The sequence below is a fragment of the Mycobacterium sp. IDUB_24 genome (genome assembly GCF_055419385.1).
Genome location: NZ_JBVAXO010000008.1, coordinates 331,424 through 351,300, shown reverse-complemented (window position 1 = coordinate 351,300; position 19,877 = coordinate 331,424). Strand labels below are relative to the sequence as shown.

The window sequence follows — 19,877 nt, the reverse complement described above, 5'->3', positions numbered from 1 at the left end:
TCATCGCAGTGCGGCGAGTACGTGCTCGGTGAAGGACGAGGTCGACGCGCTGCCGCCGATGTCAGGCGTTCCGACACCCGCATCGAGGACGCGACGGACGGCATCCTCGATCCGGTCGGCGACGACGCCGAGCTCCGGGGTGCCACCGTCGTGGCTGCCCAACCAGCGCAGCAACATCGCGGTGGACAGGATCATCGCCACCGGGTTGGCGACGTCGCGTCCGGCGATGTCGGGCGCCGACCCGTGTGCGGCCTGGGCCATCGCGTGGGTGTGCGAGGCATTGATCGACGGCGCCATCCCGAGGGAGCCGCTCAACTGGCCTGCCAGATCGGACAAGATGTCGCCGAACATGTTCTCCGCCACGATCACATCGAAATCGCGGGGATGACTCACCAGCCGAGCCGCGAGTGCGTCGATGTGTTCGCCACGCACTTCGACATCGGGGTAGCTCTTCGAGACCGCCAGACACACGTCGCGGAACAGTCCGGTGGTTTTGGCCAGGACATTCGTCTTGTGGGCGATGGTGACCGACTTGCGCCGGGCGACGGCCAACTGGAAGGCCTGGTGGGCGATCCGCTCACACGCGGTCCTGGTGAAAACGGCGACGGCCAGCGCGACGTCGGGCGTGGGCATGAATTCTCCTGCGCCGTCGTACATGTTGCGGTCGGCGTAGAAGCCTTCGGTGTTCTCCCGGACGATGACAACGTCCAGATCGGGGCATAAGGCGTCGATGGCGGCACTCAGGGTCCGGGCGGGCCGGATATTGGCGAACAAGTTGTAGCGCTTGCGGATTGCCCCACCGGGCGACAGTGTGCCGCGGAACTGCGCAGGGTAGCCGGCGTTGTCGTGCGGTCCGAGGATCCATCCGGGCAGCCCGTCGAGTTCGGCCAGTGTCGGTTCTGGCAGCGGAGTTCCGAACTCACCGATCGCCTCGAGGCCGAAGGGCAGTTCGCGCCAGTGCACATCGACCGACGCAGTTGACAAGGCCCGTTCGGCGATCCTGGTCGCCGAATCCACGATCTCCGGTCCGATACCGTCGCCGAGGAGCACTCCCAGAGTCAGCACACTTGTCATCTTCCGCTCAAACGGGATGGGTCGCGAACCACTGCAACAGCATTTCTGCGATCTCCGCAGGTTTTTCCTCCGGAAGCCAGTGCGAAGCTCCGGCGAGCGTTTCGAAACGGTAGGGACCGCTCACGTACTTCACGGTGTCACGTGCCGGCTTGGCGGTGATCGCGATGTCGCGATCACTCCAGACATACAGCGTCGGGACCGTGATCTGGTCCACTGCGTCCAGGCCGGACTGGCTCAGAGGCATGGCTCGGTACCAGTTCAGTGCCGCGGTCAGTGCACCGGGTTCCGCCATGGCCCGGGTGTCACGTGCCGCTGCCTCCGGCAGCAGCCCACTGCGGATCAGGGATTCGGCCATGGCCTTTCCCTTGCCGTCGCGACCGAGCATGAGCCGCTCGGGGACCCGGGGCAATTGATTGACGTACATGTACCAGGACGCCAGGCCCTGTCGGCTGGTGATCATCGACCGCAAGAAGGCGATCGGGTGGGGCACCGACAACGCCGACAGCGAGGCCAGCCTTTCCGGTGCGTAGCCGGCCAGACTCCAGGCGACTGCGGCACCCCAATCGTGGCCGACCAGGTGCACCCGGTCGGCACCGCTGGCGTCGAGCAGTGCGAGGGTGTCCTTCACCAATTCCGTCGCGCGGTAGTCGCGGCGGCGAGTAGGCCGGGCGCCGGGCGAGTAGCCGCGCTGATTGGGTGCCAAACACCGGTAGCCCTTGCCGGTGAGCAGCGGGATGATTTGCTCCCAGCTGCTGTTCTGCTGTGGGAAGCCGTGCAGCAGAACAACCACCGGTCCGTCGGGAGGTCCGCTGTCGGTGACGTCGAATACGAAATCCCCGCGGCGGTATTGATCCATATCCAGCATCATGCCAAGCCGGCCTGTCGATCAGGCGTTGTCCTTCGACGAGATGTTGTTGAGCAGGCTTTGTGCCTGACGGTCCACCATCCCGGTGATGCCCTGCTGCGACGCTCCGAACAACAGCGAGTAGCCGACTACGTGGGCGTTGGTGGTGACGCTGACCCCGTCTCCGGCGATCCCTGCCTTGACCATCAGCAGTCCGGCGACAGCGGTCAATGCGCCGGTGGGGAGTTTCAGCATCAGCGAGGCCATCGGCACCGCGTAGGCCGTGGATGTTCCCTTCATCCGCCGGATGGCCACCGCACCGACAAGGCTGGCGCTCACCAGGCCGAGGAGCTCGGCGATCGCGATATCACCTCGGGGTGTCGATGTGCCGGTTGTGACGAGACCGAACGTGTCGGGGCGAATGGCACCGACAATCCCGAAACATATGGCCAACAGCGCCAACACGCCGGTGGCACCCAGCAGGACATTGCGGAAGCTGCGTAGCCGCATGCTCTCGCTGTCAGAGGCGGCATGTACCGCCTTGGTACTGCGCGCCAGGGCTTCGCGGTCGCGGTCGGACCACTTCGAGTGCCCCAGAATTGCCCCGATCGCCACGACCGCCTCATGGCTTTCGCCGAGCAATTCCTTTCCGGTGGAGACGATTTCGGGTAGCCGAGCCCGGACCACTCCTGGTGTCGCCAGCCGGATGACGGTGACATCCACGGCGTGAATTCGAAGCCAGGTGGCTTCCACAGCGGCTCCGTTGAGCAGGCCACGAAGGCTACGCGGGGCATTGACGATCTGGATGGCCTCCTCGAGCCGGCGCCGTGCGTCGAGGTATCGCGGGTTGTCCCGGCAGTCGATCGGGAGTGCGTCGAGATCGACATGCAGATCGGCGAGCCGGCCCCGGGCGACCTCGCGCCACACCGACAACGGCTGGTGGCGCAGCTTGTCTCGGAGTGGGGAACCGGATGGTTTGTCGCCTGCTGACGTCGAGCCTGACCCGGCGAGAGTGAGCGTCGGGCGGTCACCTGCCGCTGACTGCGGTGTGGTCAGCGCGGTCATGTCGGTATCCCATACGTCATCGTCATCACCGTCCGGCATCTGAACTGACAGGTCGAGAATTCCAGCATGACCAGACCGGTGGGTATGGACACGCGTAGCGCGCTACCTCAAATGTGCGCCCTCAGATCCGATGCCGTCATTTGAGGTAGCCGGCTACGCGCGACTGTCTCCGTGGACGGAACCGACACTGAGCGGATCGACGCCTCAACCACTGAGACTCAACCGATGAGAAAGGTACGGCCAGATGAAGAACTACACCGTGGCGCTCGGGGACACCCTGTTCGGGATCGCCCAGCGCGAATATGGCGACGGCGGTCTGTATCCCGTCATCGCCGAACAGAATCACCTCAGCAATCCGGGCCTGATCAACATCGGGCAGGAGATATTGATCCCGTATGTCACCTACCGGTATCTGTTCACCTCCGATGACGGCACTGCCGCCCGCCAGCAGCTCACGCAGTCCTTCTATGGGACACAGAGCCCGGCGATCCAGTTGATCTGGGAAGTGGTCAACGGTGTGGCACAACGGGAAATTCATCGTGGTACCTGGTTGCTGCTCCCGGATCTCGCCAACGTCGGGCACCACACGGTTGTCGACGGTGAGACCTTCGCGGGGTTGGCGGGCCGGTGGTACGGGGATGACCACCTCACGGTAGTCGTCGCCAACGCCAACAACCTCGACGCGTCTGCCGATCCGGCCCCAGGGCAGGTTCTGGTCGTTCCCGGGCTCAATCGTCGTCGACACATCGCCGGTGACACCCTCGAGTCACTGTGCGTCGAGGAGTACGGCGACCACGATGTGAGTACCCGCGCCGCAGTTGCCGCCGCGGCCAATTACATCAGCCGCCCGCACACCTTGTTCTCCAACCAAACGGTGTACTTCCCGTCGTGAACACACGGCCGTGATCCAGAGTGGTTGTTTGCCAGTCGATCCCGGGTTGCCCTTGTTTTGGAGGGCCGTGATCTTTCGGTGGCCAACTTGTGACAGCAACGTGGTGACGTAGCAGCGCTTTGGCGGTTGCCGCGCATGCACAGCATGCGGTACCAATCATCAGGTGCGGGTGGGAAGGACGAACTGATGACCGGGTTTGGGGCAGAAGACGTTCCGGGGCACTGGCTGACCGCGGCTGAAATCGCCCGGGCGTCGCAGCTGCGCGAGGACCTGGTCGAGCGGTTCCTTCCGGCGGGACAACCGCAAGCGAATCTCTACGGACGCGATCTGGTGTCGGTGGCGCGGTTTGTCAAGGTACTCACGGATCTGGCAACGCCGACCGCTGCGGTCGAAGTGGCTGTCGCGGAGCTACGGGCTCGCCCGGACGCGGCCTTCAACGTGGCGCTCGGCGCCGGTGGTGCCGGTCGTCGGCCCCTGAGCGCCAGGTTGACCGGTGCACGGGTGTGGAAAACGATCGGTGCGACCACCGCTGCCGCATTGCTCGTCGGCGGCGTCGTGGCGGTCACCGTCTCCGGACACGACGATGAGCAGAGCGCTGCCGAAGCGACTCGGACCAGTGTGAAACCCGTTCCCGCCGAAGTGGTTGCGTCGACCGTGACCGATGAGCCGGGACGCCGGCCCGCGCAGGCGTTTGCGGCTACCAAGCCGGATCCCGTCTGCTCTCAGTGGCAGCGGGCCAGCGTCGGGTACGACGGCAAGCAGCAGGCTTGGGTCAAGACCGATCACCGGGTTCCGGCCTCGCGCTGGTCGCCCAAGCAACGGTCAGTGACACTGGCTGTCGTTCCGGTCATGCGCCAGGAGGCCGCCGAGTTGCGCGCCTTGGCCGACAAAGCCACCGATCCGTTGCTGGCCGGTCTCCTGCGGGCACAGTCACGGTATGTGGACAACTACGCCACCAAGCTGCCGAAGTTCGTGCCGGCAGACCATGCGAACTGGACCGCGGCCACCGCAATGGACGGCGCAGCGAAAGCGGTGTGCTCTACCTCGCGTTGACCGTCGCCGTTCCGGAATCTGGTGGGGCACTAGGGGATGAGTGCCCCACCAGAATCGGTTGTCTACATCGGCACCCATCGATCCAGGAACCAGAAGCCCCAGCCGCGGCCGTCGCCGGAGGGCATCGGGGTCACCCGCTGGCCATTCCATTCGAAGGGTTGATGATCGCGACGGCCCTGGTCGATGCCACGGCCGTGCCAGTCGTCGGGCCGGGAGCCACGGTCGTCATGACGGTCGCACTGCGGCGCTCCCGGACGGTCGCAACCAGGGCCCGGTTCGGCGTCGGCGGTACCGATGCCAAGGCCCAGTAGCCCGGCCATTCCGATTCCTGCCGCCATCGCCGATACGCCCACGGATCTCTTGAAACCCATTGCTCTACTCCGTTCTGAACCGTGCGACGACGGTGCCGCACGGAGAGCAAAGCTATTTCGAGGCGATGTGTTTGCCCTGTGGTGATTGTGGGGAAGAGCTGTGCAATCGGCAACAGATTGAAATCCATAGGGTGTCAAGATGATTGATGGCTGACAGCCGATTCTCAGATTAGGGTCGGCGGCCCACGCTCACCAGGTCAGGTTGTGTTTTTCGAAGTGGCGGGCCAAGGCCTCCATGTACTCGTCGCCGTGGAATGGCCCGCGAGCGCCGATTGCCTTCTCCAGGAAAGGCCCGTACTCCTCGTCGTTGACGTAGGTGGACCAGTGGGTGATCTGGCCGTTCTCGTTGGTGTCGATGAAGCTGATCGAGTAGAAGCCCATCGTTTCGCCGTCGGCAGTCGTGCCTTCCCAGCGGTAGCGCATGACAAGGCCGTTCTCTGCCGGCCAGAACTTGTGGTCAACGGGTTTCCAGTCCGGGAAGGCCACGGAATAAGCCTTGGCCTCGACGGTGGCCGCGACGTCGAACGAGGTTGCGACGTCTTTGAGGACGAGTTCCTGCCCGGCCACGAAGTAGGGCGACGTGTACACCGCGTCGTCGGTGAACTCCCACTCGTCGTAAGTCTCGCCTTCGTGGACCTTGCGCAGTACGTATTTGTCCCGGTAGCTCTCGGCCATACGGCGGTGTTTGGCGATTCGATCGACCAGATCCATTGCGGTCCTTCTCCGTTGGGGGAGCGGTAGGGGCAGGCCAGCGAGCTCATACGACGTGGCGCACATAAGTAATATACAGCGGTGTATCACAGATTCAACGATGGATTTCCATGAGTGCATGCGCTCTGGCCCGCAGTCCAAACGCCGCCTAGCTGCGGGTCAAGAATCCCAGCACGGTCTGCTCGAAGGCGTCCTTCGCCTCGATCATCGCCCAGTGCCCACAGTTGGGGAACACATGCAGTTCGGCGTTCGGGATGGTCCGCATGGGGATCAGGGCCATGTCAAGGGGGCTGACGCGGTCATCACGGCCCCAGGTCAGCAGCGTCGGGGCCGCCACCTTGTGCATCTGTGCCCAGGGCATCGGGGCGTCAGACGACCGTAGGGCGGCCATCATGCCCGCAAACGCCGCCTTGCCATACATCCGCTTGGCGGCGGCAAGTGTCCCGGGATCGGTAGCCAGCTCCCAGCGCTGTTCGATCAACTCGTCGGTCACCAGCGCCGGGTCGTAGACCATTGAGTTCAGCCAATCGACAAGGCGTTGGCGGGTCGGGTCTTCGGTGAATTCCTGCAGTAACCGGATGCCCTCGCTGGGCCCCGGGCTGAAGAGGTTGGTTCCGATCCCACCGATGGTGACGAGCTTGCCGATGCGGTCGGGCTGCCGGATGGCGAAGTTGATTCCGACGCCACCACCCATGGAGTTGCCGACGATGTGGACGCGGTCGAGGGCGAGGGCATCCACGAAAGGCCCCACCACGCCCTGCGCAGAGATCATAGGGTGGCCGCCGATGTCATCAGTGATCCCAAATCCGGGGAATTCCAGTATGAGACAACGGAATTGCTGGGCGAAGGTCGGCAGTATCCCTCGGAAGTTACGCCAACCGGTGACTCCAGGGCCCGAGCCGTGCAGGAACAGCAGTGCTGGTCCGTCGCCAGTGTCGTAATACCGCAGCACTCCGGCGGATGTGTCGATCTGCTTCAATTCCGGCTCGGTCATGCCGACCAACCTACGGGTGTCGAAGTGCCGGACCGGCAGCAGTCCCGCCCCGCGGAACACGGTCTGGAAGCGGCTCCGTCACCGCGGAGATTCCGCGGTGACGGAGGACACCGATCCGGTTAGTACGTCGGAACGAACACTCCGTTCATCCATACGCCCCAGTGCTGCCAGCCTTCATCCCACACCTGGGGATTGCCCGCACCCCATGTCGGAGGAGCCGGTGCCGGTGGTGCTGACGCAGGCGGCTGACCGGGATTAGGCCCCCCGGGGATGGTCATTGCGATCATCGGCTGATTCGGAATCGGCGCAGGCCCCGGGGCCGCGCTCGCGGTGGCCGCGCTCAGTCCGGCGGCTGCAGCCGCCATCCCACCTGCGACCGCTGCGCCGGCGATAATCCGGGTGATATTCATGGCTGTAGACCTCCAATCCACGTCCGGATGAATCTCATGGATACGTTGGCTATCCGGTCAGGGCGAGCCCTAAACCTGATCCCATTGGAAGGTCATGGGGCGCGGAGCAACCGGGCGCTGATCGCTCCGCCGCAGATCCCAACCGTGCCCGACGTGAGGAGGGCGGCGACGACCGCGCCTGTGGCGGGACCACTGCCCGCGTCTGCTGCCTGGCTGATGGTGCCGCACAATGCGATACCGATGGTCAGACCGAGTTGACGAGCGGCATTGGCAGCCGCGGCGGCGACTCCCGCCCGTGGCGGCGGGACCGATGTCGCCGCGACTGCGGGCAGCACGGGGGATACGATCGCCGCCCCGATGCCGGTGACGATGAGCATCGCGACCAGGGACATCCATTCCGGGCGCAGCAGAAGTGCGGCACCGGACAGGCAAGCCAGGCCGGTGAGTCCGGTCCCGCCCCCGAGCACCCAGCTGCGCGGTGCCTGGTGCAACCGTGCGCTGAATGCGAGCGAAACCAGCACGAACGCCGCAAGCTGCACCGTCAACACCAGAGCAGCCTGCAGGGGCCGCATGCCGGAGCTGGACTGTAACCACCGCGACAGGACCGGCAATGTGGCGAAAGCGGCGAAGTAGTAGGCGAAGCCGGCGATGAGGACAGCGATGAAGCCGCGGGTCGCGAAAAGTTCCGGGGGCAACAACGGGCTCGTGGCGCGGCGTTGGACGAGTACGAAAACCCAGCCCGCGGCGAGGCTCGCCACAGCCCCACCCATGGTTCCGGGCGAAGCCCACCCCGACTCGCCGGCCTTGATCACGGCGTAGGTGGTCCCCGTCATCATCGTGGTGATGAGCGCTACTCCGGTGACATCGAGTCGTACGGGCGCGTGATGGTCACGCGACAGTGACCGCAGGCCGACGGTTACGGCGACCACACATATCGGCACCGCCGCCAGAAACAACCAGCGCCACGTGATGAATTGGGCTGCGGCTCCGCCGGCAATCGTGCCCGAGGTGCTGCCGATCCCGGCCACTGCACCCCACACCGCGAATGCGATCCCACGTGTCCGGGCATGGTAGTGGTGGGTCAACAACGGGACGGCGGTGCCGAAGATCGCGGCACCGCCGACACCCTGGATGGCACGGACCGCGACCAGAGCCCCGCCGCTGGTGGCCGCCGCGCATCCCGTCGATGCCACGCCGAAGATGATCAGCCCGGTCAGGAACACGCGCCGATGTCCCAGCCGATCTCCGAGTGTGCCCATCGCCACCACCAGCGCCGCCAGAGCGAGGGTGTAGACGTCGATGATCCATTGGGCTACCGCGAATCCAGCGCCGAGCCCGTCTGCGATGGGCTCGGCGCTGACCGTCACGACTGTGGTGAACGCCAGCAGCAGAAAGGTTGCGAGACAGCAGGTCACCAAGGGGCGCCAATCCGTGACTTGATCGCCTGCGGCATCGTGAACGGGAATGGAATTGGGAGAGGTCGACGGCATGGGTCGACACTGCTGTAATGGTCTTATGCGTGTAAACCATTACATCGAGCCGTTGCTGCGGAACGCGACCAACCTGGTCAATCAACCTGCGACGACGCCGGGCGATCTGGAACGGCGCTGGACGGGTCTGGGCATGCCGATCCACTGTCGCGTCACGCGCGCCGACCTCCGAGAGGTGGGCGATTATCTCGAGCAATGGACGGATGTCGTCGACGCCGACACCGATGAGAACCGGGCGTGCATCCTCAATCGGTTGCTGGATCGATTTGCCACCAGTCCGTCGATCACCAACCATGACGGCAGTGGTTGGCATCTGCACTACCGCGACGCCGACGCGGGCTTCGCGGCCACCCTGGCCGGCGCCACAAGCGCTGCGGCTGCCCACTTTCTCACCGAACGCGGGATGCAACGTATCCGCCGGTGCGCCCTGGTTGACTGCACGATGGCATTCGTGGACTTCACCCGACCCGGTAGCCAGAGGTACTGCAGCCACGGCTGCGCCAACCGTGACGCCGTCAGGCGACACCGAGCCGCATCCGCCCACGTTGCGGTGATCGCAGGGTACCCCGCTGCTCAAGATGCACACGCTCGGAATGGATTTCGTGCCTGACCCGATTTACGCCGGTGGGCTGCGCTACCACCGGATGGCGCCCGCACTCGGCCACACTGTCCTGTTCGCGCGGAGCCAGGGCATCGTCCCGGCGCCGGAGTTCACGGCCAGCTCGACCTGCCTGCGTACGCGGAATTCCTGGACGGGAATTTTTGAGACCGACGCGCCGGATTGTTCGGCACCAGTCCCATATTTGAATTCGACCTGAATTAACCGTGAAACTCCTATGCGGCTAAGTATGGGTCGCCTATGAATTTCACCCTGGATTCGTATTCGCACGTAGGCTCGATGTAGACGCCTCAGGAATACGAGGTCGGCTTATCGACTGGCCGGAAAGGGAATTGGATGACGAACAATATGCTCTTGAATACCGTCGCCGTTGCCTCGGTTGCGGCGGCACTCGGGTTTGCCGCATCGGTGCCGGCAAATGCTGCGCCCAGTGGTCAGACGTCCGCCCAGGCGACCATCAGCGATCTCGAAGCGCAGGGATTCCGCGTGATCCTCAACAAAGTGGGTAATGCGCCTATGGACCAATGCACCGTGACGGCGGTCCGGCAGGGCACCGACGTCAAGCATTCGTGGGTGCAGCGGGGTCCTTCGGGCAACGTGAACAACCTCGTGCGCTATACCACCGCATACGTCGATCTCATGTGCAATCGCTGACCGCCTGCCCAACGTTGACAATCAATTGCTCGCATTTCAATGTGGACAATTCGCACTACAAATTAAACGCGACAATGCGCAAAGGCTCGGCGCCGACGCGTTGATCAGATCTGCCAGTCCTGCGCCCCGTCCGGCTGGTTGTAGAGGCCGACGGAGTTCTTGACGACGACAGGGTCGCCGCTGCCGAAGTGGTCGAAGAACCACTGTGCGTTCGCCGGGCTGAGATTGGGGCAGCCGTGGCTGACATTGCGTTTGCCCTGATCGGCAACCGACCAGGGAGCGCTGTGCGCGAAAATTCCGGTGTTGCTGAGGCGGACGGCATTTTTGACCTTGAGCTTGTAGCCCTCGGCCGAGTTCACCGGAACTCCATACGTTGAGGAGTCCATGACGATGTCGGAGAACTTCTCCAACACGTAGTAGGTGCCGTTGGGGGTTTCGTAGCCAGGCTTACCCAGGGAGACCGGGAAGGTCTTCTCCAGCTTGCCGTTACGGTGAACCTGCATCTGATGGGTGTCGTCGTCGATGGTGGCCACCAGTGAATCACCCACGCGGAAACTCGATTTCGTGCCAGCGGCATCGATGCTCACCAGGGTGCCGGCCGGCCAGAAATCGATGGGACGCCAACGCACCTGGGTGTCGCTCATCCAGTAGAACTTGCCGGGCACCGGCGGGTTGGATGAGACGTGAATGGCGTCCTCCGCCATCTGACGGTCGGCGATCGGCCGCTGAAACGTGATGTAGATCGGCTTGGCGACACCGACCATTGAGCCATTGGCCGGGTTGAACGCAGGTGGCGAGAACGGCGCCTCACCGGTGAACGGTAGCGGGTTCTGCCCGGCCGGGACACCGACATCAGCTGCCACACCGAACGGTGCGGGCCAAGGTATTTCGGCCGGCGAGAAGTGTGGTGCCGGTTCGACGGGCGGTGGCGGCCCCACGGGGTCCGCCTGTGCGGACGCAGCGGTGACGGTTGATGCGGTGACGATGACGGTCGCCGCGATCGCGGTGATCCACACATATCCGGTGCGGTGCTGCACGAGGCCTCCATCGACAAGGTGTCCTTGATGACCATGTCCGCTCGACCGGATTCATGGTTGCGCAACCAGTCTACTAGCTACGTACGGGAATAGTAGATCGCACCAGATTCGCGCAGTCGCTTGTGCCGTCGCTGAGGCGTCGTTCTTCAACAAATCTTCATACAACCCATACCGATTCACCGTTCTCCGGTGGTCAGGTGGAGACCGAGCACCATGCACCTCGCCCCGTCAGGAAGAACCACTGGAGAGCCGACCATGCCCGACACCGCCAGCCCGCCGCGTCTCAGCCGTCGTGGGTTCCTCGTGGTCACGGCAACCTTGAGCGCGACGGCCATCGCGGCGTGCCAGCGGGAAACCAGCGCCACCCCTACCGTCGCAACTTCCCCGGATGCCATCGCCGCGGCGGAGGTCCGCCGCCCCCACAGCGGCCGCACCGTGTCGGCCACTTTGACCGCACAACGCACGCAAATTGATCTCGGTGGCAGGGTCGCCGAGACCATCGCCTATAACGACGTGGTGCCCGGACCCCTGCTGCGGGCCTCGGTCGGCGATGAGTTGGAGGTCACAGTGCGCAACAGGCTCGGCCGTGCGACCTCGGCGCATTGGCACGGCCTGGCGCTTCGCAACGACATGGACGGGGCGGCGCCCGCCACCCCCGACGTCCCCGATGGGCGTGATTTCACGTACAGATTCTCAGCACCCCATCCCGGTACCTATTGGGCACACCCACACACCGGACTGGATGCCGACACCGGCCTGTACTTCCCGGTGATCATCGACGATCTCGATGACCCCGGCCGATATGACGCTGAATGGGTTGTGATGCTCGACGATTGGACCGACGGCGTCGGCGAAAGCCCTGCCCAGATCTACGACCGGTTGCGCAAGCCGTCGGGCGCAGGACACCACATGCCGGGTATGGACGGCCAAGGCGAGATGGGCTCGATGGGCGGTCATACAAGTTCGGCACTCGGGGGCGACGCCGGCGACGTCGATTACCCGATGTACGTCGTCAATGGCCGTAGCGCTCAGAACCCCAACAGCTTCCGTTCGCGCCCCGGCCAACGCGTGCGGATCCGATTGATCAACGCCGGTTCCGATACGGCGTTCCGGGTCGCTTTGGCCGGGCACCGGATGACCGTCACCCATACCGACGGGTTCCCCGTCGTCCCCACCGAGGTAGATGCAGTGCTGCTGGGGATGGGCGAGCGCTACGACGTTGTGGTCACGGCACGCGACGGGGTATTCCCGCTCGTGGCGGCGGCCGAGGGTAAGAATGCGTCGACGCGGGCCCTGTTGGTCACCGCTGACGGCGCAACCCCACCGCTCGACTATGCGCCTCCGCAGTTGCAGGGGAGGCTCGGCACGGTGAGCACGTTCGCCGCAATTCCGGAGGCCACCTTGGACTCCAGGCCCGCGGACACGGACCTGCCCGTCGAACTGGGCGGGTCAATGGCGAACTACGAGTGGACGATCAACGGCCGCGCGTTCGCCGATGCGCAGCCATTGACCGTGCGTGAAGGACAACGCGTGGCAATGACCTTCCGGAACTCGTCGATGATGTGGCACCCGATGCACCTGCATGGCCATACTTTTCAGGTGATCAGTGACAATGGGCGACCCGGCGCCCGCAAGGACACGCTGATCGTGTTGCCGATGCAGCAGGTGCGCGTGGTGTTTGACGCGAACAATCCAGGTTCATGGATGCTCCACTGCCACAACACATATCACCAGGACGCCGGGATGATGACCCGACTCGATTACGCCGACTGACCATAGGCCAGTACTACGTACTGGCATATGTAGTAGATACGGCGGTCGCGTCGGGACACGAGCCATGCCTCGGTGCGAGGTACGCTCGGATCACCGATCTTGGAGGGGTGCTGTGCGCGTACGAGGATTCGGCGAACTCGAAGCCGACATCATGGATCGCATCTGGAATCGCGTTCCCGCGGCGGTCACTGTGCGCGAGGTGTTCGACGAGCTCGTCGGGGAGCGCCGGATCGCCTACACGACCGTCATGTCGACGATGGACAATCTCCACACGAAGGGCTGGCTGGAACGGGACCGCGACGGCCGCGCCTACCGGTATTGGCCGAGGTTGAACCGCGAGCAGCACACCGCTCAGTTGATGCGTGAGGCTCTCGACGGTGGTGGGCGTTCGGATCTGGTACTCAGCTACTTCATCGAGCAGATCGACCCACAGGATTCCGATCGATTGCGCGCCGCGTTGCGTACGTTGGCCAGACGGTCGACGAGGGCGAAAAAGCGGTGAATGTCGCCGCGGGCCTGCTGATCTACAGCGTGGCGATGGTGGTGCTGGCGCCGACTGTCCTCAGTGCCCTGACCCGCGGCGGATCTGCTCCCCGGTTCGGTGTGGCGGCCTGGTTGACCGCTGTCGTCAGCGTTCTGGCCACCTGGATCGTCATTCCGATGTTGGTGATCCTCGATGTGGTCGTTCACGGCGGCCGGCGCACGTCGTTCTTGGCATCGTGTGTGCAGTTCCTCTGCGACATCGCAGCTGGGCGCGCGGGAGTTGCGGCGCAAGCGGCGGTGATGGTCGTGGCGGTCTCGCTGATGGTGGCGGTGGTTGGTGTCGGAATCAAAGCCGTACGGGCCATTCGGCGCCTGCACGCCCATGCCCACGGTCACGCCCAGGCGGTGCGTCTGGTGGGACGTCCGACTGATCAGCGCGACGTCTTCATCGTCGACACCGCTGAGCGCACTGCGTACTGCGTGGCGGGGGAGCCTCCGGCAATCGTGGTCACCACCGGGGCGGTCGCCGTGCTGGGCACCGGCGAGCTGCAGGCTGTACTCGCCCACGAGCGGGCGCATCTCGACGGACACCATCCGACGATTGTCACCGCGCTACGTGGGTTGGCGATTGTCTTTCCACGGGTGCGCCTGATGACCCGGGGCGCCGCCGATGTCGGTCGACTGCTGGAAATGTGTGCCGACGATGTCGCGGTGCGCCGACATGGGCAGCACACGCTCCTCTCGGGGCTGATGGCACTCGCCGGCGCTACGCCGGCCCAGGCCCTCGGGGCCGGCGATGTGGCATTACTGAACCGCGCTGAGCGCCTTGCTCTTCCGCCTACACCGTGGATGCGGGTCGGTGCCGGCGCCGGCCTGTTCGGCGCGGCGACGGTGATCGCCCTGGTTCCGGTCGCGACGTTGGTGCTGGGGGCATCGGGCCTGCTCTGTCGCTGAGGTCGGTGTTCGCGTTCGAACACCACGAGCGGGTATCTGCGTCAATACTCGATGATGCGAGTGACATATGGCGTCATGCCGGAGGTGCGGACCGGCGAAATCTTGATCGGAACTCCGGTCTGCTGCGCCTCGATCATCTGACCGCCGCCGAGATACAGCGCTTCGTGCTGTCCGCCACCAGGACCCCAGAACAGGAGATCGCCCCGCTTGGCCTGTGACGGGGGCAAATGGCGGCCCGCCGTGTACTGATCACCCGAATAGCGGGGGAGCAGGACACCGACACCGGCGAATGCGTAGCGGGTGAGTCCGGAGCAGTCAAAGCCGACGGTGCCGGCACCGGAATCCACTCCGCGGCTGGGACCGGTCAGGCTGCCGCCTCCCCACGAATAGGGCACCCCCAATTGCGTTCCGGCGCGCCGGATGACGTACTCGACCGCCTGTCGGCCGTAAACGCGGTTGCCGCGCAAACCCGGGGCTGCGACACCGGCGTCAGCGGGCCCGAGACCGATGCTGCCGAGAAACTTTCGGCCCATGTCGAACGTCGTTTGTGCGGCAAGAGCGCTCGCCTGCAATGAGGCGTTGGCAATGGCGACCGGATCGCCCGGCGCACCTGCGCTGAGCAGATTGGGCAGCGTGGGATCCCACTGGCCAGTGTCGGGCTCCGCCCGGGCGAGGGGAGTGCCCCACGCCGCGAACGCTGCGGCAGCGAGAACCCCTGTGCGCAAGAGTGTTCGACGGCCCAAGCTGAGAGGACACCCGTGGGGTACGGAAGGCATGGTCACGCATTCCCCTCCCGCCTTGCGACAGCCGTGGCAGCGATAACGTCCAGATGGAATCTATGTAGTAACTACGTACGTACGTACTCTATATCACAACAGTAACGTCAGCCCCATCTGTTACAGAATTCCACTCTGGTAATTCATTGCGCAGGTTGCGTTTTGGTATCGGCCACCAACGGTCTGACTCGGTGCCGGACGCGGGCCAGAACAGGTAGTGCAGTACTCATGGCACCTGAATCAGCGCTTCATACGCTAATAGGCGTCGGTTTGCAGAAGGGGACGCTGTGATGATCGTCTTGACGGATAACGTGAAAACCTGGGGCCACTCGGCCACGGTCCATTACTCCCACGCTCCACGTTCGGTGGTCGCTCAATCAACCCTCGCGTTGCACCTGGAATTCAACGTGGACCTTCCGCCAAAACCGATATTTCGCAGCTACGGGTTCTTTCGTACCGCAGTTGTCGATGGATCGACCATCACGCTGAACGGACCGTCGCTGGTGGCGACCGGCGTCACGGAACTGCATTTCGAGCTGATGACGGACAACGGCGCATCGGTGTCGGTCGTCAACCAGTTCGATACCACAGGCACCTTCAGTGGTCCGCCGCAGGAACCCATCGATGTCCGCAGAGTTTCGTTTCACCGCACGAACGGAACAACGGCGTTCGCCCACACCACGAAGGTCTATACCGGTGGCCGTGACATCACCGAACGGGAAGCCGTCGAAACGGCCACGGCGACACTGAAATCGCTGGGTCTGCACGCGACCGAACTGATCATGAAAGTGACGACCGATGCCGATCATGTGTCGCGTCTGCAGCGCCTCGACCCCGCGACCAACGAACTGGTCGACGAGGTGACCGATCCACGAATCGGGTAGTTCACGTATGCACCGAGCCGATGAAGCGAGCAACAGGAGGCGAGATGGCTGAGCCGAGCGCGGTCGAGATCAAACTGAACATCGAGGGGAGCGTCGACCATGCGTTGTCGGTGTTGGGGTTGACCGACGGCAAGGCGCGCAGAGTGTGGTTCCTCGACGATCTGACCGAGGGTGCGCGGCCCCCCTTGCCGCTGCTGAGCGCGGGAATTGTTCTGCGGCTACGCAGAAACAGGGATGGTGGTGAAGATTCGACGGTCAAGCTGCGTCCGTGCCGGTGGTCACAACTGGTCGGACAATGGGGAGACATCCCCGACAACGATGCCGACCTGACAGTCGAAGGTGATTGGTCGCGTTCAAAGCATGTACTTGCCGCGTCGTGCAAGGCCGAACTCGACGAAGGCAGCATCGAATCGGCTCTCGAGGGGGACGGCCGTCTCGTCAAGGCGTTCACAAAGTCTCAACTCGACTTCCTGGCCGACTGCGGCGAGATTCGAGTGGCGTTCGGCGGGCTGACGCCATTGGGCCCGATTGCCGCGACCCAATGGAAGAACGTCACGATCGGCGCGGTCGACCATGTTTCCGCGGAACGGTGGACGGTCGCCGGAGCGGACTTTCTGGAGCTCTCCATTCGCGTCACGGATGTCGATCAGGCTGTTGAACGGCAACAGGCCCTGACCGACGAAGTGACGTCGCGCGGGCTGGCGTTGGACGATGCCGACGAACCGAAGACCTTGCGCGTCATGAAACTGTTGGCGCGCGCACTAATCCATTCAGAAAGCGCGTAGCGCGGGATCAGCGGCCTCAGGGTTGGTAGCCGTCGATAAATCCGGTGAGCCCCGACGGCGCGTGTGGTCCGATCGCGATCTGCTCGACGACACCGATCCCGGCGCGCTCGCCCATAGTGGCCTTCACGACGTTCTGCAGGTGTATCGACGCGAAGTCGGTCGGGTCGAAGTCGTCGAGATTGACTGACTCCCGGCCGATCTCGAACTGTCCGTGATTGGAACCGTGTCCCCAATGTGGATGCCAGTAGCCGATCCCGCGCATCCGGAAGGTGAACAGCTTCTCCACCTCGATGCGGGTCTCGCCCTCGATGGGATCGGTGAACCACAGATGGGCCCGCCGGATCTCCCGTCGGCCCGGTTCCCACTCGAGCTCGTAGCCGAGCTCATAGCACTCGCGCACACCCACCCGGCTACACGGGGAGGCGCCCGCCGGCATCGGATCCAGAATCTGGGCCGTCTCCAACCACCGGCGGCCATCCTCGTGTTCGTGGAAGGCGTAGTGCGTGAATCGATCACCGAAATGCAGAGGCGCCCAGAGCCAGAACACCTGAAACGGCATGGGTTGACGCAGCACAGGTACCTGCTCACCGATGGGCCGGATTCCCCAGGACCGGTCGCGGGTTCCCGGCACGGTACCGGCCTCGACTGTCAGATCCTCGCCGTCGACACAGATCGTTCCCTCCCAGGAACCCCACTGGGTGAGCCGGGTGTGATCAGTCAGCACGATGCCTTCGGTGGTGCGCCGCTGCTGGCGAGGTTCTTCGATGGCGACGGTCGTGGCGCGGAAGGTCAGATCGCAGGAGATGCCGTGCTCGTTGGAATCGACGATGTAGCGGATGGTGCGCAGCGGTTCGACCACCTCGATACGAAACGGGCCGATGGACGCCGATCGGTCCAGAGGCATGGCCCCCGAGGCGAAGACCGAATGCTCCACCCCATCTTTCACCAGACTGAAAGCGGCATCGATGATCCCGCGAACCGGGTAGTGGCCCATCGCCGCACCGAAGTAGAACTCGCCGTCACGCTGATGACCGTTGAACCAATAGCGGTCGTAGTGGTTGGGGTCGGCACTGGCCGGTGTGGCGACCGGGTCTGCCGAGGCGTGAATCGGATAATCGTCGAACGGCGTCAGCACGGCGTCAGCTGTTCGGCTCGTTGATCTTTACCAGCATCTTGCCGATGTTGGCCCCGGTGAACAATCCGTTGAGAGCGTCGATGCCGGATTCCAGTCCTTCGTAGACGGTTTCGCGGTGGACCAGCAGACCTTGTTGCTCCCAGTCGCTCAGGGCCGCGAAGGCCTCATCGAAGTGTGCCCACTCTTCGAGTGCGATGAAGCCCTGCATCGTCGAGGATGTGGCGAGCAGGTTCACGTAATTGGACGGGCCTGGGTGATCGCCGTTGAGATAGCTGGAGATGATGCCGCACATCACCACGCGGGCTTTGTGCGCGAGGTTGGCCAGCACGGCATTGAGCACGTCTCCACCGACATTGTCGAAATAGACGTTGATTCCGTTGGGGCACTGCTCCTTGAGCGCAGCGGACAGGTCGCCGGCCTTGTAGTCGACGCAGGCGTCGAAGCCGAAATCCTCGACCACGGCACGACATTTGTCCGGGCCGCCCGCGATACCGACCACCCGGGCACCGACGATCTTGGCGATCTGTCCGGCCACCGATCCGGTGGCGCCCGCGGCAGCCGATACGACGACGGTCTCGCCGGCTTGAGGCTTGCCGACGCCCTTCATGCCGAAGTACGCCGTGGCACCCGTCGGTCCGTAGATCGACATCACCGCGAGTGGATCGGTGTAACCGACCACCGGCGTACTGAACAGGTCGTCGCGGATGATCGCATAGTCCTGCAACCCCGTCAGCGTGGTGACCAGGTCGCCGACTTTGTAGGCATCGCATCGTGATTCGACAACTTCGCCGATACCGGCCACCCGGACAACCTCGCCCAATTCGAGGGCCGGAAGGTAGCCGGGCTCGCCGTCCAGCCAGGTACGCGCAGCCGCATCGATGCCCACATACGTCGTCCGCAGCAGTGCCTCACCCTCGGCGGGTACCGGTGCAGACGTGGTCACCAGCTCCGTGTCATCGGGGGAGACCAGTCCATCCGGGCGGCGGCGCAACAAGACTTGACGGTTCTGGCGGTGCGCGGAGTCAGTCATGTCGCTTACTCATTTCTGTGGACGATCGAGGTGGTCACCCGATTTTTCATATTGATTCTTAGAATGCGTATCGATTATCGTCAAGCCCCGGATTGAAAGTGTCTCGCCAGGCGGGAGGGCACCGATGAGCGCCGCGAGAGAAACGACCGGGATGACATGAGCTCCAACGAGTTAGCGCCGCGTCGCGGTCGGCCGCCCCGCATCGACCAGCGCGCCATCGTTGCGGCGGTGCTGGAGATCGGCAGTGAGAACGTCACCATGCGCCGGGTTGCCGAGCATCTTGGCATCAGCCTCCCGGGGCTCTATCACCATGTGAAGAACCAGGACGATCTACTGCGTCTGACCGCCGAGAGCGCACTGGTCATGTCACCGCCCCCGCGGTACGCCGGTGAGCATTGGGCCACCTGGATGCGCAGCTATGCGTGCTATATCCGGACCGTGCTGGCTTCGCAGCCGGCACTGGTGGAGAAGTTCGTCACGGGCGGGGTGCGCGACGAGATGGAGATGGAGTGCAACGGCGATGCGGTCGAGGCGCTGGCAGAGCACGGCCTGGCGCCCGATGATGCCATGGCAGTGTGGGCGGCGGTGAGCGCGATGGCGATCGGTAGTGTCACCGAGGCGCACCGTGAACACCTCCACGCCGAAAACGGACAGCCGTGGCTGGCCCGGATCTTCCGCCTCACGGCCAAACGTTCCGCTTCCGACTATCCGACTTTGCGCGCGGTCGCCGAGTCCGGATATGACCCGTTCAGCGAACACGCCTTTCACCATCGAATGACGATGCTGCTGAGCGGAATAGCGGTGCAATACGGGCTTCCGCCGGAGCCCGCGGACTAACTACCC

Annotated in this window: 21 protein-coding genes and 1 pseudogene; 11 read left to right on the top strand and 11 right to left on the bottom strand. The window is 64.0% G+C overall.

Annotation, left to right across the window (positions count from 1 at the left end):
• Genes ACZYZF_RS26660 through ACZYZF_RS26650 form a run of 3 tightly spaced genes read right to left on the bottom strand, consistent with a single transcriptional unit; the run spans nt 1 to nt 3,022 of the window.
• Complete coding sequence (locus tag ACZYZF_RS26660; protein ID WP_463748037.1) at nt 1-1,074, bottom strand: isocitrate/isopropylmalate dehydrogenase family protein; 1,074 nt, start codon at nt 1,072-1,074, stop codon at nt 1-3.
• 7 nt (nt 1,075-1,081) lie between these two features.
• Nucleotides 1,082-1,930 (bottom strand): alpha/beta fold hydrolase, encoded by an 849-nt coding sequence (locus tag ACZYZF_RS26655; RefSeq protein ID WP_463748036.1) that lies wholly within the window; start codon nt 1,928-1,930, stop codon nt 1,082-1,084.
• A 30-nt stretch (nt 1,931-1,960) separates the two neighbouring features.
• Entirely contained in the window at nt 1,961-3,022 is a 1,062-nt protein-coding gene (locus ACZYZF_RS26650) for a hypothetical protein (protein ID WP_463748035.1), read from the bottom strand.
• Nucleotides 3,023-3,227: 205 nt separating this feature from the next.
• On the opposite strand from ACZYZF_RS26650, the gene ACZYZF_RS26645 reads away from it, so the two are divergent.
• Both ACZYZF_RS26645 and ACZYZF_RS26640 read left to right on the top strand, forming a co-directional pair.
• Nucleotides 3,228-3,875 (top strand): LysM peptidoglycan-binding domain-containing protein, encoded by a 648-nt coding sequence (locus tag ACZYZF_RS26645; RefSeq protein ID WP_463748034.1) that lies wholly within the window; start codon nt 3,228-3,230, stop codon nt 3,873-3,875.
• A 186-nt stretch (nt 3,876-4,061) separates the two neighbouring features.
• Nucleotides 4,062-4,928, top strand: coding sequence for a hypothetical protein (locus tag ACZYZF_RS26640; RefSeq protein ID WP_463837304.1), 867 nt, complete (start codon nt 4,062-4,064; stop codon nt 4,926-4,928).
• A 62-nt stretch (nt 4,929-4,990) separates the two neighbouring features.
• Here the strand turns inward: ACZYZF_RS26640 and ACZYZF_RS26635 are convergent, their stop codons facing one another.
• The 4 genes from ACZYZF_RS26635 to ACZYZF_RS26620 all read right to left on the bottom strand — a co-directional run bounded on the left by ACZYZF_RS26635 (nt 4,991) and on the right by ACZYZF_RS26620 (nt 8,904).
• Entirely contained in the window at nt 4,991-5,299 is a 309-nt protein-coding gene (locus ACZYZF_RS26635) for a hypothetical protein (RefSeq protein WP_463837303.1), read from the bottom strand.
• 189 nt (nt 5,300-5,488) lie between these two features.
• Nucleotides 5,489-6,010: a nuclear transport factor 2-like protein gene (locus ACZYZF_RS26630; RefSeq protein WP_463837301.1), complete on the bottom strand. Its 522-nt coding sequence runs from the start codon at nt 6,008-6,010 to the stop codon at nt 5,489-5,491.
• Between the two features lie 148 nt (nt 6,011-6,158).
• On the bottom strand, nt 6,159-7,004 hold the full coding sequence (locus ACZYZF_RS26625) for an alpha/beta fold hydrolase (RefSeq protein ID WP_463837300.1): 846 nt from the start codon (nt 7,002-7,004) through the stop codon (nt 6,159-6,161).
• A 502-nt stretch (nt 7,005-7,506) separates the two neighbouring features.
• Entirely contained in the window at nt 7,507-8,904 is a 1,398-nt protein-coding gene (locus tag ACZYZF_RS26620) for an MFS transporter (RefSeq protein WP_463837298.1), read from the bottom strand.
• A 25-nt stretch (nt 8,905-8,929) separates the two neighbouring features.
• Between ACZYZF_RS26620 and ACZYZF_RS26615 the strand changes: the two genes are divergently transcribed.
• From ACZYZF_RS26615 to ACZYZF_RS26605, 3 genes and pseudogenes are all read left to right on the top strand, one after another.
• A complete protein-coding gene (locus tag ACZYZF_RS26615; RefSeq protein ID WP_463837296.1) occupies nt 8,930-9,514 on the top strand; it encodes a CGNR zinc finger domain-containing protein in 585 nt (194 codons plus the stop codon).
• A pseudogene (locus ACZYZF_RS26610) lies at nt 9,468-9,670 on the top strand (TrpB-like pyridoxal phosphate-dependent enzyme); the annotation flags it as partial. The gene ACZYZF_RS26615 and the pseudogene ACZYZF_RS26610, both read left to right, overlap by 47 nt.
• A gap of 189 nt (nt 9,671-9,859) precedes the next feature.
• Entirely contained in the window at nt 9,860-10,177 is a 318-nt protein-coding gene (locus ACZYZF_RS26605; RefSeq protein WP_463748028.1) for a hypothetical protein, read from the top strand.
• 104 nt (nt 10,178-10,281) lie between these two features.
• Here ACZYZF_RS26605 and ACZYZF_RS26600 read toward each other — a convergent pair whose 3' ends face one another.
• On the bottom strand, nt 10,282-11,214 hold the full coding sequence (locus ACZYZF_RS26600; protein ID WP_463837294.1) for a L,D-transpeptidase: 933 nt from the start codon (nt 11,212-11,214) through the stop codon (nt 10,282-10,284).
• 255 nt (nt 11,215-11,469) lie between these two features.
• On the opposite strand from ACZYZF_RS26600, the gene ACZYZF_RS26595 reads away from it, so the two are divergent.
• The 3 genes from ACZYZF_RS26595 to ACZYZF_RS26585 all read left to right on the top strand — a co-directional run bounded on the left by ACZYZF_RS26595 (nt 11,470) and on the right by ACZYZF_RS26585 (nt 14,424).
• Nucleotides 11,470-12,987 carry a multicopper oxidase family protein gene (locus tag ACZYZF_RS26595; RefSeq protein ID WP_463837292.1) on the top strand — a complete coding sequence of 506 codons (1,518 nt, stop codon included), beginning with the start codon at nt 11,470-11,472 and terminating at the stop codon, nt 12,985-12,987.
• 112 nt (nt 12,988-13,099) lie between these two features.
• A complete protein-coding gene (locus ACZYZF_RS26590) occupies nt 13,100-13,489 on the top strand; it encodes a BlaI/MecI/CopY family transcriptional regulator (protein ID WP_463748026.1) in 390 nt (129 codons plus the stop codon).
• Nucleotides 13,486-14,424: a M56 family metallopeptidase gene (locus ACZYZF_RS26585; RefSeq protein ID WP_463837290.1), complete on the top strand. Its 939-nt coding sequence runs from the start codon at nt 13,486-13,488 to the stop codon at nt 14,422-14,424. Before ACZYZF_RS26590 ends, ACZYZF_RS26585 begins: the two co-directional genes overlap by 4 nt.
• Nucleotides 14,425-14,465: 41 nt before the next feature.
• Here the strand turns inward: ACZYZF_RS26585 and ripB are convergent, their stop codons facing one another.
• On the bottom strand, nt 14,466-15,200 hold the full coding sequence (ripB, locus tag ACZYZF_RS26580) for an NlpC/P60 family peptidoglycan endopeptidase RipB (protein ID WP_463837346.1): 735 nt from the start codon (nt 15,198-15,200) through the stop codon (nt 14,466-14,468).
• 290 nt (nt 15,201-15,490) lie between these two features.
• Between ripB and ACZYZF_RS26575 the strand changes: the two genes are divergently transcribed.
• Complete coding sequence (locus tag ACZYZF_RS26575) at nt 15,491-16,084, top strand: hypothetical protein (protein ID WP_463837288.1); 594 nt, start codon at nt 15,491-15,493, stop codon at nt 16,082-16,084.
• Between the two features lie 44 nt (nt 16,085-16,128).
• Nucleotides 16,129-16,869: a hypothetical protein gene (locus tag ACZYZF_RS26570; RefSeq protein ID WP_463748023.1), complete on the top strand. Its 741-nt coding sequence runs from the start codon at nt 16,129-16,131 to the stop codon at nt 16,867-16,869.
• Between the two features lie 16 nt (nt 16,870-16,885).
• Here ACZYZF_RS26570 and ACZYZF_RS26565 read toward each other — a convergent pair whose 3' ends face one another.
• Entirely contained in the window at nt 16,886-18,004 is a 1,119-nt protein-coding gene (locus ACZYZF_RS26565) for an Rv3169 family protein (RefSeq protein ID WP_463837286.1), read from the bottom strand.
• A gap of 4 nt (nt 18,005-18,008) precedes the next feature.
• Nucleotides 18,009-19,034 carry an NADP-dependent oxidoreductase gene (locus ACZYZF_RS26560; protein WP_463837285.1) on the bottom strand — a complete coding sequence of 342 codons (1,026 nt, stop codon included), beginning with the start codon at nt 19,032-19,034 and terminating at the stop codon, nt 18,009-18,011.
• A gap of 156 nt (nt 19,035-19,190) precedes the next feature.
• On the opposite strand from ACZYZF_RS26560, the gene ACZYZF_RS26555 reads away from it, so the two are divergent.
• The gene (locus tag ACZYZF_RS26555) at nt 19,191-19,871 is read left to right on the top strand and encodes a TetR/AcrR family transcriptional regulator C-terminal domain-containing protein (RefSeq protein ID WP_463837284.1); all 681 of its coding nucleotides are present in this window, start codon (nt 19,191-19,193) and stop codon (nt 19,869-19,871) included.
• Nucleotides 19,872-19,877: the final 6 nt, after the last annotated feature.

Bases quoted from the DNA above. Each gene is read 5' to 3' on its own strand.
- ACZYZF_RS26655 (WP_463748036.1), bottom strand. From the start codon at position 1,930: ATGGATCAATACCGCCGCGGGGATTTCGTATTCGACGTCACCGACAGC.
- ACZYZF_RS26650 (WP_463748035.1), bottom strand. From the start codon at position 3,022: ATGCCGGACGGTGATGACGATGACGTATGGGATACCGACATGACCGCG.
- ACZYZF_RS26625 (WP_463837300.1), bottom strand. From the start codon at position 7,004: ATGACCGAGCCGGAATTGAAGCAGATCGACACATCCGCCGGAGTGCTG.
- ACZYZF_RS26570 (WP_463748023.1), top strand. From the start codon at position 16,129: ATGGCTGAGCCGAGCGCGGTCGAGATCAAACTGAACATCGAGGGGAGC.
- ACZYZF_RS26660 (WP_463748037.1), bottom strand. From the start codon at position 1,074: ATGACAAGTGTGCTGACTCTGGGAGTGCTCCTCGGCGACGGTATCGGA.
- ACZYZF_RS26630 (WP_463837301.1), bottom strand. From the start codon at position 6,010: ATGGATCTGGTCGATCGAATCGCCAAACACCGCCGTATGGCCGAGAGC.
- ACZYZF_RS26620 (WP_463837298.1), bottom strand. From the start codon at position 8,904: ATGCCGTCGACCTCTCCCAATTCCATTCCCGTTCACGATGCCGCAGGC.
- ACZYZF_RS26560 (WP_463837285.1), bottom strand. From the start codon at position 19,034: ATGACTGACTCCGCGCACCGCCAGAACCGTCAAGTCTTGTTGCGCCGC.
- ACZYZF_RS26645 (WP_463748034.1), top strand. From the start codon at position 3,228: ATGAAGAACTACACCGTGGCGCTCGGGGACACCCTGTTCGGGATCGCC.
- ACZYZF_RS26575 (WP_463837288.1), top strand. From the start codon at position 15,491: ATGATCGTCTTGACGGATAACGTGAAAACCTGGGGCCACTCGGCCACG.
- ACZYZF_RS26640 (WP_463837304.1), top strand. From the start codon at position 4,062: ATGACCGGGTTTGGGGCAGAAGACGTTCCGGGGCACTGGCTGACCGCG.
- ripB (WP_463837346.1), bottom strand. From the start codon at position 15,200: ATGCCTTCCGTACCCCACGGGTGTCCTCTCAGCTTGGGCCGTCGAACA.
- ACZYZF_RS26635 (WP_463837303.1), bottom strand. From the start codon at position 5,299: ATGGGTTTCAAGAGATCCGTGGGCGTATCGGCGATGGCGGCAGGAATC.
- ACZYZF_RS26555 (WP_463837284.1), top strand. From the start codon at position 19,191: ATGAGCTCCAACGAGTTAGCGCCGCGTCGCGGTCGGCCGCCCCGCATC.
- ACZYZF_RS26615 (WP_463837296.1), top strand. From the start codon at position 8,930: ATGCGTGTAAACCATTACATCGAGCCGTTGCTGCGGAACGCGACCAAC.
- ACZYZF_RS26595 (WP_463837292.1), top strand. From the start codon at position 11,470: ATGCCCGACACCGCCAGCCCGCCGCGTCTCAGCCGTCGTGGGTTCCTC.
- ACZYZF_RS26605 (WP_463748028.1), top strand. From the start codon at position 9,860: ATGACGAACAATATGCTCTTGAATACCGTCGCCGTTGCCTCGGTTGCG.